General features: G+C 56.4%; 11 protein-coding genes. 9 read left to right on the top strand and 2 right to left on the bottom strand.

Annotated elements, in window-relative coordinates; genetic code table 11:
- Positions 1 to 54 precede the first annotated feature (54 nt).
- Together recQ and rhtC are read left to right on the top strand one after the other, a co-directional pair.
- On the top strand, positions 55 to 1,881 hold the full coding sequence (gene recQ / locus GA0061071_RS21320; RefSeq protein WP_088237726.1) for an ATP-dependent DNA helicase RecQ: 1,827 nt from the start codon (positions 55 to 57) through the stop codon (positions 1,879 to 1,881).
- 61 nt (positions 1,882 to 1,942) lie between these two features.
- On the top strand, positions 1,943 to 2,563 hold the full coding sequence (gene rhtC, locus GA0061071_RS21315; protein ID WP_088237727.1) for a threonine export protein RhtC: 621 nt from the start codon (positions 1,943 to 1,945) through the stop codon (positions 2,561 to 2,563).
- A 42-nt stretch (positions 2,564 to 2,605) separates the two neighbouring features.
- Here the strand turns inward: rhtC and rhtB are convergent, their stop codons facing one another.
- A complete protein-coding gene (gene rhtB, locus GA0061071_RS21310) occupies positions 2,606 to 3,226 on the bottom strand; it encodes a homoserine/homoserine lactone efflux protein (RefSeq protein ID WP_061499120.1) in 621 nt (206 codons plus the stop codon).
- Between the two features lie 109 nt (positions 3,227 to 3,335).
- Here rhtB and pldB point away from each other — a divergent pair, with 109 nt between their 5' ends.
- From pldB to GA0061071_RS21295, 3 genes are all read left to right on the top strand, one after another.
- Positions 3,336 to 4,328: a lysophospholipase L2 gene (gene pldB / locus GA0061071_RS21305; protein ID WP_061499118.1), complete on the top strand. Its 993-nt coding sequence runs from the start codon at positions 3,336 to 3,338 to the stop codon at positions 4,326 to 4,328.
- A gap of 25 nt (positions 4,329 to 4,353) precedes the next feature.
- Positions 4,354 to 5,154 carry a sugar/pyridoxal phosphate phosphatase YigL gene (gene yigL, locus GA0061071_RS21300; protein WP_061499114.1) on the top strand — a complete coding sequence of 267 codons (801 nt, stop codon included), beginning with the start codon at positions 4,354 to 4,356 and terminating at the stop codon, positions 5,152 to 5,154.
- 108 nt (positions 5,155 to 5,262) lie between these two features.
- Positions 5,263 to 6,162, top strand: coding sequence for a carboxylate/amino acid/amine transporter (locus tag GA0061071_RS21295; protein WP_088237728.1), 900 nt, complete (start codon positions 5,263 to 5,265; stop codon positions 6,160 to 6,162).
- Here the strand turns inward: GA0061071_RS21295 and metR are convergent.
- Entirely contained in the window at positions 6,050 to 7,003 is a 954-nt protein-coding gene (metR, locus tag GA0061071_RS21290; protein ID WP_071890644.1) for an HTH-type transcriptional regulator MetR, read from the bottom strand. The genes GA0061071_RS21295 and metR overlap by 113 nt on opposite strands.
- 233 nt (positions 7,004 to 7,236) lie before the next feature.
- Here metR and metE point away from each other — a divergent pair, with 233 nt between their 5' ends.
- The 4 genes from metE to GA0061071_RS21270 all read left to right on the top strand — a co-directional run bounded on the left by metE (position 7,237) and on the right by GA0061071_RS21270 (position 13,327).
- Positions 7,237 to 9,498, top strand: coding sequence for a 5-methyltetrahydropteroyltriglutamate--homocysteine S-methyltransferase (gene metE / locus GA0061071_RS21285; RefSeq protein WP_088237729.1), 2,262 nt, complete (start codon positions 7,237 to 7,239; stop codon positions 9,496 to 9,498).
- A 128-nt stretch (positions 9,499 to 9,626) separates the two neighbouring features.
- Positions 9,627 to 10,604, top strand: coding sequence for an ABC transporter substrate-binding protein (locus GA0061071_RS21280; RefSeq protein ID WP_088237730.1), 978 nt, complete (start codon positions 9,627 to 9,629; stop codon positions 10,602 to 10,604).
- 12 nt (positions 10,605 to 10,616) lie between these two features.
- Positions 10,617 to 12,320 carry an ABC transporter permease gene (locus GA0061071_RS21275; protein ID WP_088237731.1) on the top strand — a complete coding sequence of 568 codons (1,704 nt, stop codon included), beginning with the start codon at positions 10,617 to 10,619 and terminating at the stop codon, positions 12,318 to 12,320.
- Positions 12,308 to 13,327 (top strand): ABC transporter ATP-binding protein, encoded by a 1,020-nt coding sequence (locus GA0061071_RS21270; protein WP_088237732.1) that lies wholly within the window; start codon positions 12,308 to 12,310, stop codon positions 13,325 to 13,327. Before GA0061071_RS21275 ends, GA0061071_RS21270 begins: the two co-directional genes overlap by 13 nt.
- The last annotated feature ends 10 nt before the right edge of the window (positions 13,328 to 13,337 follow it).

Genomic DNA, 13,337 nt, shown 5'->3' with positions numbered 1-13,337 from the left:
CGGCGCAGGCGCTGAAAATAGCGCCTGTTTTTATTTCAGGCAGATGGGGTCATTGTGGCGCAGGCGGAAGTATTGAATCAGGAATCGCTGGCTAAACAGGTTTTGCAGGAAACCTTTGGCTACCAGCAGTTCCGCCCGGGCCAACAGGACATCATCGATACGGTGCTTGGCGGTCGCGACTGCCTGGTGGTGATGCCGACAGGCGGCGGGAAATCGCTGTGCTATCAGATCCCGGCGCTGGTATTGGATGGTCTGACGGTGGTGGTATCGCCGCTGATCTCATTGATGAAAGACCAGGTCGATCAACTGCTTGCCAATGGCGTGGCGGCGGCGTGCCTGAATTCAACGCAAAGCCGCGAGCAGCAGCTTGAGGTACTCGCGGGGTGTCGCAACGGGCATATCCGGTTGTTGTATATCGCCCCCGAACGGCTGATGCTCGACAACTTCCTGGATCAGCTTCGCCAGTGGAACCCGGTATTGCTGGCGGTGGATGAAGCACACTGTATTTCCCAATGGGGGCACGATTTCCGCCCGGAATACGCTGCGCTGGGTCAGTTGCGCCAGATGCTCCCCGCCGTGCCGTTTATGGCACTGACCGCCACCGCAGACGACACGACCCGCCGCGATATTGTTAACCTTCTGGGGCTTAACAACCCGCTTATTCAGGTTAGCAGCTTCGATCGTCCTAACATCCGCTACATGCTGATGGAAAAATTCAAGCCGCTTGATCAACTCCTGCGCTATGTGCAGGAGCAACGCGGCAAATCCGGGATTATTTACTGCAACAGTCGCGCGAAAGTGGAAGACACCGCCGCGCGTCTGCAAAGCCGCGGTTTTAGCGCCGCAGCCTACCATGCGGGTCTGGAGAACGATGTGCGTGCACGCGTGCAGGAGCAGTTCCAGCGCGACGATCTGCAAATCGTGGTGGCGACGGTGGCGTTCGGGATGGGCATCAATAAACCCAACGTCCGTTTTGTGGTGCATTTCGATATTCCGCGAAATATCGAATCCTATTATCAGGAAACAGGCCGCGCCGGGCGAGACGGCCTGCCAGCGGAAGCGATGCTGTTTTACGATCCGGCGGATATGGCATGGCTGCGTCGCTGCCTGGAGGAGAAACCCGCCGGGCCGTTACAGGATATTGAACGGCATAAACTTAATGCGATGGGCGCGTTTGCTGAAGCGCAAACCTGCCGCCGTTTGGTGCTGCTGAATTACTTTGGCGAAGGGCGGCAGGAGCCGTGCGGCAACTGTGATATTTGTCTCGATCCACCACGGCAGTATGACGGTTTGCAGGACGCGCAAAAAGCGCTGTCGGCGATTTATCGCGTGAACCAGCGCTTTGGGATGGGGTACGTGGTGGAAGTGCTGCGCGGCGCCAATAATCAGCGGATCCGCGAAATGGGGCACGACAAATTACCGGTTTACGGGATCGGGCGCGATCATAGCCATGAGCATTGGGTCAGCGTGATCCGCCAGTTGATCCATTTAGGCTTCGCCACGCAGAACATCGCCCAGCACTCCGCGCTGCAACTCACCGAGGCCGCGCGACCGATATTGCGCGCGGATGTACCGCTGATGCTGGCCGTGCCGCGTATGGCGGCGCTGAAGTCAAAAGTCATGCAAAAAGCGGCCGTGGGTAACTATGATCGCAAGCTGTTTGCCAAATTACGTAAACTGCGTAAGGCCATTGCCGACGAAGAGAATATTCCACCGTATGTGGTATTTAACGATGCTACGCTGATTGAAATGGCTGAGCAGATGCCGCTCTCGCCCGGGGAAATGCTCAGCGTGAACGGCGTGGGAACGCGTAAGCTCGAACGTTTCGGGCAGGAATTTATGGCGCTAATCCGTGCCCATATCGACGGTGAAGAGGAGTAGTCAGCCCGCAGGAAAAGTGCGAGGATAATGACTCACTGAACTCTTTCCCCGCGAGTTATCTATGTTGATGCTATTTCTCACCGTTGCGCTTGTGCACATTGTTGCACTGATGAGCCCCGGTCCGGATTTCTTCTTCGTCTCTCAAACTGCCGTGAGCCGCTCGCGTAAAGAAGCGATGATGGGCGTACTCGGTATTACCACCGGTGTCATGGTCTGGGCTGGCGTGGCGCTGCTCGGGCTGAACCTGATCCTCGAAAAAATGGCCTGGCTGCATAACATTATTATGGTGGGCGGCGGCTTGTACCTGTGCTGGATGGGTTATCAGATGCTGCGTGGGGCGCTGAAAAAAGAACAGAAAAGCGGCGATGCGCCGCAGGTTGAGCTGGCGGCCAGCGGTCGCAGCTTTATGAAAGGCTTACTCACTAACCTCGCTAACCCGAAAGCGATCATCTATTTTGGTTCGGTGTTTTCGCTGTTTGTCGGTGACAGCGTAGGCGCGGGCGCGCGTTGGGGCATCTTTGTGTTGATTGCGCTGGAAACATTCGCCTGGTTTACTGTGGTGGCCAGTCTGTTCGCCTTGCCGAAGATCCGTCGTGGTTATCAGCGTCTGGCGAAGTGGATCGACGGTTTCGCCGGTGCGCTGTTCGCCGGTTTCGGCATTCATCTGATCATCTCTCGTTAAGCCCGTTTTGCCCGGTTAGCGTTGCGCCACCGGGCATCATGTTCAGGCGTGCCTTGCGGAGGCCAGCAGCGCGCCGACCAGCATAAACAGCGAACCAAATACCTTGTTCAGCGCTTTCATTTGATGCGGACCTTTGATCCATACCGCGATGCGCTGCGCCAGCGTGGCATAACCAATCATCACGATAATATCCACCACAATGGTTGTGACGCCGAGTACCACATACTGCATCACCTGTGGCTGGTTTGGCACAATAAACTGTGGGAACAGCGCGGCAAGAAATACGATGCTTTTCGGGTTGGTCAGGTTCACAAACACCGCCCGCTTAAACAGACGCCCGCGCGACTGGGTTTGCGCCAGCGTATTGAGGTCGATAGCGCCTGCGGCACGCCATTGCTGGATCCCCAGCCAAATCAGGTACGCTGCGCCCGCCCATTTCAACACCTCGAACGCCAGCACTGAACGGGAGAACAGTGTTCCCAGCCCCACGCCAACCAGCACAATATGAATGCCTAAACCGGTTTGCAACCCGGCAATGGATGCTGCCGCGCCGCGATAGCCATGGTTGATGGAGGTGGTCATGGTATTGATTGCGCCAGAACCGGGGGACAGGCTCAGGATTAAAGATGTCAGCAGGTAGGCAAACCACCATTCGAAGGTCATGAGAAACTCCCTGGATGTCTGTTTTTATGCCACAATACGCTATTGTCAGCGGAATTTGCTATTGGTCACAAAAAAACGATTTTACATGGCTAACAGGGGCGAAATCCCAATGTTTCGGCAAAAAACAGCATGGGAAACCAGAGAAAAAGCGTTCGCGGCTTTTACCATGGGGCCACTGATGGACTTCTGGCGCTCGCGTGAAGAGGCGGAGTTTACCGGTGTGGATGATGTGCCGGTGCGTTTTGTCCGGTTTCGCGCGCAGGGCAACGATCGTTTGATTGTCGTTTGCCCTGGCCGTATAGAAAGTTATGTGAAGTATGCGGAACTGGCGTACGACCTGTTCCACCTCGGTTTTGATGTGCTGATTCTCGATCATCGCGGTCAGGGGCGTTCCGGGCGAATGCTGGCGGATACGCACCGTGGCCATGTGGTTAATTTTAGCGATTATGTCGATGATTTGGCGGCCTTCTGGGATCAGGAAGTCGCCAGCGGGTCGTGGCGTAAACGCTATATTCTGGCGCACTCCATGGGCGGCGCGATTGCTGAACTCTTTTTACAGCGCTATCCACAGGCGTGTGACGCCATTGCGCTGTGTGCGCCCATGTTCGGCATTATCATTCATCTTCCTGACTGGATGGTGCGCCCCTTGCTCGACTGGGCGGAGAGTTACCGCAGTATCCGCGAGGGCTATGCCATCGGTACCGGGAGCTGGCGCGCGTTGCCCTTCGCCATTAACGTGCTGACGCACAGTCGTGAGCGCTACCGGCGTAACCTGCGTTTTTATGCCGATGAGCCGAAGCTCCGCGTGGGCGGGCCGACCTGGCACTGGGTGCGGGAAGGCATTCAGGCGGGTGAACAGGCGCTGGCGGGTGCGGAAAAAGATACCACCCCAACACTGATCGTTCAGGCAGAAGAGGAGCATGTGGTGGATAACCGCATGTTGCAACGCTTCTGCGACATTCGCGCCGCGGCAGGCCACCCCTGTGAAGGAGGCAAACCGCTTGTCATTCAAGGCGCGTACCATGAGATCCTTTTTGAAAAGGACGCTATGCGCTCGGTCGCGCTCAACGCCATCGTCGAATTTTTCGACCGGCATAACTGATGACTTATTGAGGTTAAATTTTCTTATGTACCAGGTTGTTGCGTCTGATTTAGATGGTACCTTGCTCTCCCCCGACCACACACTGTCGCCTTTCGCCAAAGAAACGTTAAAACTGCTGACCGCGCGTGGCGTCAATTTTGTTTTTGCTACCGGCCGCCATCATGTGGATGTCGGGCAAATCCGCGATAATCTGGGCATCAAAGCCTATATGATTACCTCTAACGGCGCGCGCGTGCACGATACCGACGGCCATCTGGTCTTTACCCACAATCTGGATCGCGATATTGCCGCCGATCTGTTTGGTGTGGTGCATAACGAACCGGATATTGTGACTAACGTCTATCGCGATGATGAGTGGTTTATGAACCGTCACCGCCCTGACGAGATGCGCTTTTTCAAAGAGGCGGTGTTCCAGTACTCCCTGTATGAACCCGGAATGCTGGAGACAGACGGTATCAGTAAAGTCTTTTTCACCTGCGAAAGCCATGAAAAATTGCTGCCGCTGGAGCAGGCGATTAACGCACGCTGGGGCGATCGCGTGAACGTCAGTTTCTCTACCCTGACCTGTCTGGAAGTGATGGCGGGCGGCGTTTCGAAGGGGCATGCCCTGGAAGCGGTGGCTGGTGCGCTGGGTTACAGCCTGAAAGAGTGCATCGCGTTTGGCGACGGCATGAACGATGCCGAGATGCTGTCCATGGCGGGCAAAGGCTGCATTATGGGCAATGCTCATCAGCGCCTGAAAGAGTTGCATCCGGAGCTTGAAGTGATCGGCACCAATGCCGACAACGCCGTCCCGAATTATCTGCGCAAGTTGTTCCTTGATTGATTAATATTGACGTGTGGTTGCTTATTAACCACACGTCAACTAAAAACTCAAACTTTGCACAACTGAGTTCGCTACAATGTGTGTTCACTCTTCTGCGAGATATTCATTGTGGCGTTACTGATTACCACCACGATCCTGTGGGCCTTTTCCTTTAGCCTGATTGGCGAATACCTGGCCGGCCATGTCGACAGCTACTTCTCCGTGCTGATGCGTGTGGGACTGGCGGCACTGGTATTTTTACCGTTCCTGCGCGCGCGTGGGCACAGCCTGAAAACCCTCGGGCTGTATATGCTGGTGGGGGCGTTGCAACTGGGCATTATGTATCTGTTCAGCTTCCAGGCGTATCTCTATCTGACCGTGTCTGAATTCCTGCTGTTTACGGTCTTTACGCCGCTGTATATCACCCTGATTTACGATCTGTTGAGCAAGCGCGGGCTGCGCTGGAGCTACGCACTGAGCGCCGGGCTGGCGGTGATTGGTGCGGCGATCATCCGCTACGACAAAGTGAGCGATCACTTCTGGGTGGGACTGATTCTGGTGCAACTGGCGAACATCAGCTTCGCCATCGGCATGGTGGGTTATAAACGCCTGATGGAGACGCGCCCGATGCCGCAGCATAACGCCTTTGCCTGGTTCTATCTCGGTGCGTTTGTGGTGGCGATTATCGCGTGGTTTGTGCTGGGCAACCCGCAGAAATTGCCGACGACGACGTTGCAGTGGAGCGTACTGGTCTGGCTGGGCGTTGTGGCGTCCGGGCTGGGTTACTTTATGTGGAACTACGGCGCCACCCAGGTAGACGCCGGTACGCTCGGCATTATGAACAATGTGCACGTTCCCGCCGGGTTATTAGTGAATCTGGCTATCTGGCAGGAACAACCGCACTGGCCGAGTTTTATTATGGGTGGTGCGGTGATAATGGCCTCGCTGTGGGTGCATCGGCGTTGGGTCGCTCCGCGCTCCGCACAAACGGCAGATGATCGCAAGCGTGGTTCCGCGCTGAGCGAATAAACGCTTCCGTAATCGGCTGACGCTGCTCGCCATCCCGTACGGCAGCGTACAACCGGCTCCACAATCCTTCACCCAGGGTTTTGGTCACCACCAGACCCTGGCGTTCAAAACTCTCCACGACCCAGTGCGGCAACGCTGCTATCCCCATGCGGGCGGCCACCATCTGAATCAGCAGTAATGTGTTATCCACGCTTTTGAGCGACGGACTGATGCCAGCCGGTTGCAGAAAATGACGCCAGATATCAAGGCGGCTGCGCTGCACCGGGTAGATCAACAGCGTTTCGCCAGCGATATCATCCGGCGTGATGCGCGCTTTCGCCGCCAGTGGATGATCCGGTGCCACTACCAATCGCACCTCAAAATCAAACATCGGCGAATAGTGTAGACCGCTGCGCGGCAGGATGTCTGACGTCATCACCAGATCCAATTCGCCCTGTTGCAGCGCAGGCTGCGGATCAAACGTCACACCGGATTTGAAATCCATCTCAACCTGCGGCCAGTGCTGGCGGAAGTTCTCAAGCGCTGGCGTAAGCCACTGGATACAGCTATGGCATTCAATCGCGATACGCAGCGTGGTTTGCTGCGGTTCATTGCAGGATTGCAGCGCGCGACTGATTTGCGGCAGCACCTGATTGGCCAGTTGCAGCAGGATCTCGCCCTGCGGCGTAAAGCGTAATGGCTGGCTTTTACGGACAAAGAGCCGGAAGCCAAGGCGTTGTTCCAGATCGCTGAACTGGTGGGAAAGGGCGGATTGCGTCTGGTGCAGCGTCGCCGCCGCCGCCGCAAGCGACCCGCTGTTCCGTAACGCTTGTAGCGTTTTCAGGTGTTTAATCTCGATCATGAAAGTCCTTCACTCCGGCATGAACAATTTGCGCTTGAGGAATATACAGTACTTGCGAATTATAGATGTGTAAACATCTGGACGTCCAAAATCCTTCGTCTTTCGAATTAATGGTGCGTTGGCTTCACTCACGTCCCCCAGTCACTTACTTGAGTAAGCTCCTGGGGCTCCCTGAGTTTGCCGCCTTCCCTTAATCCGAAATCCTTTGGATTAACCTATTAAAGAGGCTAAAAATGACAATTCTTAATCACACCCTCGGTTTCCCTCGCGTTGGCCTGCGTCGCGAGTTGAAAAAAGCGCAAGAAAGCTACTGGGCGGGTAACGCCACCCGTGAAGAACTGCTGGCGGTAGGTCGCGAACTGCGCGCCCGTCACTGGGAGCAGCAAAAAGCCGCAGGCATCGATCTGCTGCCGGTAGGCGACTTTGCCTGGTACGACCATGTTCTGACCACCAGCCTGCTGTTAGGCAACGTGCCGGCTCGTCATCAGAACAACGACGGCTCTGTTGATATCGACACCCTGTTCCGCATTGGCCGCGGTCGCGCACCCACTGGCGAGCCAGCTGCGGCCGCCGAAATGACCAAATGGTTTAACACCAACTACCACTACATGGTGCCGGAATTCAGTAAAGGCCAGCAGTTTAAACTGACCTGGACTCAGTTACTTGATGAAGTCGATGAAGCGCTGGCGCTGGGCCACAAGATCAAACCTGTACTACTGGGGCCGGTCACGTATCTGTGGCTGGGCAAAGTCAAAGGTGAACAGTTTGACCGTCTGAGCCTGCTGGCAGACATTCTGCCGGTTTACAAACAGGTACTCGCGGAACTGGCGAAACGCGGTATTGAGTGGGTACAGATTGATGAGCCCGCGCTGGTGCTGGAGTTGCCACAGGCGTGGCTGGACGCCTTCAAACCGGCTTACGACGTGCTGGCAGGTCAGGTGAAACTGCTGCTGACCACCTACTTTGAAGGCGTGACCCCGAACCTTGACGTCATCACCGCGCTGCCGGTGCAGGGTTTGCATGTCGATCTGGTGCACGGTAACGACAATGTTGCTGAACTGCACACACGTTTGCCGACCGACTGGTTGCTCTCCGCCGGTTTGGTGAATGGTCGTAACGTCTGGCGCGCCGATCTGACGGAAAAATACGCGCAATTTAAAGACATTGTCGGCCAGCGTGCGCTGTGGGTAGCGTCCTCTTGCTCGTTGCTGCACAGCCCGATCGATCTGAGCGTAGAGACGCGACTTGATGCGGAAGTGAAGAGCTGGTTTGCCTTTGCGCTGCAAAAATGCCAGGAGCTGGCGCTGCTGCGTGATGCGCTGAACAGCGGCAACACCGAACAATTGGATGAATGGAGCGCCCCGATCCAGGCGCGTCGCCACTCCACCCGTGTGCATAACCCAGCGGTGGCCAGGCGTCTGGCGGCGATCACCGCGCAGGACAGCCAGCGCGGCAACCCGTACGCCAGGCGTGCGCAGGCGCAGCGCCAGCGCTTTAACCTGCCCGCATGGCCGACCACGACTATCGGGTCATTCCCGCAGACGACCGAGATCCGCGGTCTGCGTCTGGATTTCAAACAGGGACGTTTGGATGCGGGCAACTACCGCACCGGCATTGCCGAACATATCAAACAGGCCATTGTGGAGCAGGAGCGTCTTGGTCTGGATGTACTGGTACACGGTGAAGCCGAGCGTAATGACATGGTGGAGTACTTTGGCGAGCATCTGGACGGTTTTGTCTTCACGCAAAACGGCTGGGTACAGAGCTACGGTTCCCGCTGCGTCAAACCCCCTGTCGTGATCGGCGATGTGAGCCGCCCGGAAGCGATCACGGTGGAGTGGGCGAAGTATGCGCAGTCACTGACTGACAAACCGGTAAAAGGCATGCTGACCGGTCCGGTTACCATCCTCTGCTGGTCGTTCCCGCGTGAAGATGTGAGCCGCGAAACCATTGCCAAACAGATTGCCCTGGCGTTACGTGATGAAGTGGCGGATCTGGAAGCGGCGGGCATCGGCATCATTCAAATCGACGAACCGGCACTGCGTGAAGGTTTGCCGTTGCGCCGCAGCGACTGGGATGCGTATCTGGCATGGGGCGTAGAAGCGTTTCGTATCAACGCCGCAGTGGCGAAAGATGACACGCAGATCCACACCCACATGTGTTACTGCGAGTTTAATGACATCATGGATTCTATCGCGGCGCTGGATGCGGACGTAATCACCATTGAAACCTCGCGTTCTGATATGGAGTTGCTGGAGTCGTTCGAAGAGTTCGAATACCCGAACGAAATCGGACCGGGCGTGTATGACATTCACTCGCCAAATGTGCCAAGTGTAGAGTGGATTGAAGCGCTGTTGCAGAAAGCGGCGCAGCGCATTCCGGCGGAGCGTCTGTGGGTGAACCCGGATTGCGGTCTGAAAACCCGTGGCTGGCCGGAAACGCGCAGTGCGCTGGCAAACATGGTGAAAGCGGCGCAGAACCTGCGCCAGGCCTAAGCCTTCCCGCGTCGCCTGTTGTAAAACCGGCGACGCGTTATTTCCGTCGTGCATTAACATCCCGTCAGTAACATTTCTGTCAAATTCCCTTGTTTTAATCGTCGCAACGAAAACAAAGGGGATGAACCATGAGTAAAAAAAAGGCGTTAACGGCACTGTTGTTGGCGATCATGAGCACAACGGCTTTTGCGAAATCCACGTTGACCCTCTACACCAGCCAACCGACGGAAGATGCGCAGGTTACCGTCAGCGCTTTCGAAAAAGCGCACCCGGACATGGAAGTGAAATGGATCCGCGATGGAACCAGCAAACTCATTGCCCGCCTGCAAGCAGAACTCGCTGCCGGAGGCGCTGCGCCGGATGTGCTGTTGATTGCCGACAGCGTCACCATGGAGTCCCTGAAACAACAACACTTGCTGGCCCCTTATTCTTCGCCGCAGGCTGCGCGATTCGCTGCGCAACTCTATGATAAAGAAGGTTATTACTACGGCACAAAACTGATCACCACCGGCATTGCGTATCACAGCAAAGCCCCGGTCAAACCGACCTCCTGGCAGGATTTGCTCAAACCTGAACTAAAAAACATGACCACCTTGCCCAGCCCGCTTTACTCCGGCGCGGCGCAAATTCATCAGGCGACGCTGATGACGGATCCTGCGTTGGGTTGGGGCTACTACGAAAAGCTGAAAGAAAATGGCGCTATGCCGCAGAACGGTAACGGCGCAGTGATGAGCGCCATCACTTCCGGCAGCAAAGCGTATGGCGTACTGGTGGATTACATGGCAATCCGCGAAAAAGCCAAAGGTGCGCCAATTGAGTTTGTGTTCCCGAAAGAGGGCGTCAGTATCGTCACTGAGCCAGTAGCGATGCTGAAAGGCGCGAAAAACCCGGAGGGAGCAAAAGCGTTTATCGACTTTGTGCTCTCTGACGAGGGGCAAAAACTGGTGCTGCAACAGGGATATCTACCTGCTGATGCCGCACTGCCGGTACCCGCCGGTTTCCCGCCACGAGACAGCATCAAATTAATGCCTTTCGATGCGGTAAAAGCGCTGGCGGATACAGAAGCCAACAAAAAACGCTTTGCCGACTTGTTTGGAAATCGCTAACGGATGACCAGTATGACGCTGCGCCAGAACGCGGGTAGCGGCCCGGGTAAGGGGCTGATATGGCTATTATTATGCCTTGTCGCCTTGCTCAGCGTATTGCCGAGTCTGCGCTTGTTGCTCTCTGCGCTGCTTGACTGGCGACAGGGCAGCGACAGCAGTTTATGGCGCGTGCTAAGCAACCCGGCAACCTGGGCTGCGCTCTGGCACAGCGTCTATACCAGCGGGCTGGGTACGCTGCTTTCTCTGCTGCTGGGCGGCCTGTTCGCCTTTTGTCTGGCGTTGACCGACATCCGTATTAAACAGTTGTGGGTATTTCTGTTTATGCTGCCGATGATGATCCCCCCGCAGGTCACCGCCCTGAGCTGGCTACAACTGTTTGGGCCGGGGAGCATTTTGCTCAATAGCCTCGGGTTGGCGCCTGGTTTTGGCAGTGCCAATCCGCTCTACTCGGCTGAAGGGATTGCGCTCCTGCTTGGTATTCAGCACGCGCCGCTGGTATTTCTGGCGCTGCGCACGCAGTTACAGTCGTTGCCGAAAGAGCATATTGAAGCTGCACGCTTACATGGCGCGTCGCTGTGGCGGGTCTTTTTCGATATGGTATTGCCCTTGTGCCGCACTGCGCTGTGGGCCGGTGCGGCGATTGCATTTGTCTCTGCGCTTGGGAATTTTGGCATTCCGGCGATGCTGGGGATCCCCATCTCGTATTTTGTGCTGCCTGTGCACATCTACCAGACGCTTTCCAGTTTTGGCCCCTCCATGCTCAATGATGTCGCCGCGCTGTCGGTGCTGATGGGGGGTGTAGCAATAGGGATTGTCACCCTGCAAGGGCATATGCAGCGTCGTTATGCCTTGCCGCTGATCGGCATGGCCGGACGGGCGCTCGGTTTTACGCTGGGTAAATGGCGGTTGGCCACGGAAGCTCTGCTGGCGGGAGTATTGTGCGCCATTCTGCTCGCGCCGCTGTTGGCGTTGATCGTCACGTCGTTGGTCCCCACGCTGGGCGTGCCGCTGAATAGCGATACGATCACCTTCGCGGCCTGGCGCGGTATTTTCGATGTGCAGAGTGCCACCTGGCGGGCACTGACCAACAGTCTTTTTTTGTCTGTTTCCGCCGCCGTTATGTTGATGCTGCTGAGCTTGCCACTGGCATGGCTGCTGGTGCGCTATCCCAACCGTGCGCTGCGCTGGCTGCACAGTCTGATCGACATTCCCTATACGCTTCCTGGTGTGGTACTGGCGATTGCCTGCATTTTACTGTTCACCCGCCCATTACCGCTGCTGGATATCAGCCTGAGCGGGACGCTGACGATTATCCTGTTTGCGTATCTTGCGCGTTTTCTGACGGTATGCCTGAAACCTGTGCATAGCAGTATGTTGCAACTGGATCCGGCCATGGAAGAGGCCGCCAGTCTGGCGGGGGCGAACTTCTCTCAACGGCTACTCCATATTGTGCTGCCGTTGCTGGCACCTGCGGCGTTTGCCGGGGCGTTGCTGGTCTTTTTGACCGCCGTAAATGAACTGACCGTGTCGGCGTTGTTATGGAGTGCCGGGAAAGAGACGCTCGGCGTGGTGATTTTTAACCTTGATGAAAGCGGCAATAAGGTGCTGGCCTCCGCGATTTCTGTATTGGTCGTGGCGCTGATCGCCATAGTGATGCTGTTGTTGAGCGCGCTTGGCCGCTACTTCCCCAAAGGAGTGATCCCATGGCAGAACTGAGACTTGAGCGCTTAAGTAAAGTCTTCGGCGGGCAAACCGTGGTGCGGGAATTAACGCTTACCCTTCCTCAAGGGGCGTTTACTGCGCTACTGGGACCGAGCGGTTGCGGCAAAACTACCACGTTGCGCATTCTCGCCGGGCTGGAGCAACTCAGCGCAGGGCGTTTGCTGTTAGGGGAGCGCTTGTTAGCGGATACCCGTACCCATGTGCCCCCGGAGCAGCGCGACATGGCGATGGTGTTTCAGTCCTATGCCCTGTGGCCTCATATGACAGTGGCGGAGAATGTTGGCTATCCGTTGAAGCTGCGTAAAGTACAAGGCGCTGCGCGGCAGAAACAGGTCATGGCGGCGCTGGAGGTGGTTGAGCTTGGCGCGTATGCCGCGCGTTCGCCGCAGGAACTGAGCGGTGGCCAACGGCAACGGGTGGCGCTGGCGCGTTGCCTCGTTTCTGAACCACAGATAGTGTTGCTGGATGAGCCATTGGCTAACCTCGATCGCCATTTGCGAGCCACCATGGAACAGACGTTCCGTGAGTTTCATCGTCGTACCGGCGCGACCTTTGTCTATGTCACGCATGATCAGGCAGAAGCCATGGCGTTAGCCAGCCATATCGCGGTGATGCATCAGGGTGAACTTAAGCAGTGGGGCGCGCCGCAGGCGCTGTATCAGCATCCTCACAATGCCTGGGTTGCCCGCTTTATCGGCAAGGGCAGTGTACTCTCACTCGCCACGCCTGCGGGCGTCAGGCAACTGGATAGCGCACTGTTACATGAGGGCTTTGGCGTGGGCGAGCGGCAGCAAGTCCTGATCCGTCCGGAGCATGTGCAGGTGGCTGATAACGGGTTGCGCGCGGAGGTGGAGGGTTGTGTCTACCAGGGAGAGCGGTACATGCTGGATTTGCGCTTGCACGATGGGCAAACACTGAGTGCGTTTCATCATTCGCCGCTGCCGTTGCAACAGACGGTATCCGTTCGTCTGACTCAAGGCTGGCGTCTGGAGGCGGCGTAATGTGTCACCT

Origin of the sequence: Kosakonia oryzendophytica (assembly GCF_900094925.1) — a bacterium.
Classification (GTDB): domain Bacteria; phylum Pseudomonadota; class Gammaproteobacteria; order Enterobacterales; family Enterobacteriaceae; genus Kosakonia; species Kosakonia oryzendophytica.
The sequence above is the reverse complement of the archived record's forward strand: the minus strand, read 5'-3'. Positions and strand labels throughout refer to the sequence as shown.

Bases quoted from the DNA above. Each gene is read 5' to 3' on its own strand.
- rhtB (WP_061499120.1), bottom strand. From the start codon at position 3,226: ATGACCTTCGAATGGTGGTTTGCCTACCTGCTGACATCTTTAATCCTG.
- GA0061071_RS21270 (WP_088237732.1), top strand. From the start codon at position 12,308: ATGGCAGAACTGAGACTTGAGCGCTTAAGTAAAGTCTTCGGCGGGCAA.
- metR (WP_071890644.1), bottom strand. From the start codon at position 7,003: ATGATCGAGATTAAACACCTGAAAACGCTACAAGCGTTACGGAACAGC.
- GA0061071_RS21275 (WP_088237731.1), top strand. From the start codon at position 10,617: ATGACGCTGCGCCAGAACGCGGGTAGCGGCCCGGGTAAGGGGCTGATA.
- rhtC (WP_088237727.1), top strand. From the start codon at position 1,943: ATGTTGATGCTATTTCTCACCGTTGCGCTTGTGCACATTGTTGCACTG.
- GA0061071_RS21280 (WP_088237730.1), top strand. From the start codon at position 9,627: ATGAGTAAAAAAAAGGCGTTAACGGCACTGTTGTTGGCGATCATGAGC.
- metE (WP_088237729.1), top strand. From the start codon at position 7,237: ATGACAATTCTTAATCACACCCTCGGTTTCCCTCGCGTTGGCCTGCGT.
- pldB (WP_061499118.1), top strand. From the start codon at position 3,336: ATGTTTCGGCAAAAAACAGCATGGGAAACCAGAGAAAAAGCGTTCGCG.
- yigL (WP_061499114.1), top strand. From the start codon at position 4,354: ATGTACCAGGTTGTTGCGTCTGATTTAGATGGTACCTTGCTCTCCCCC.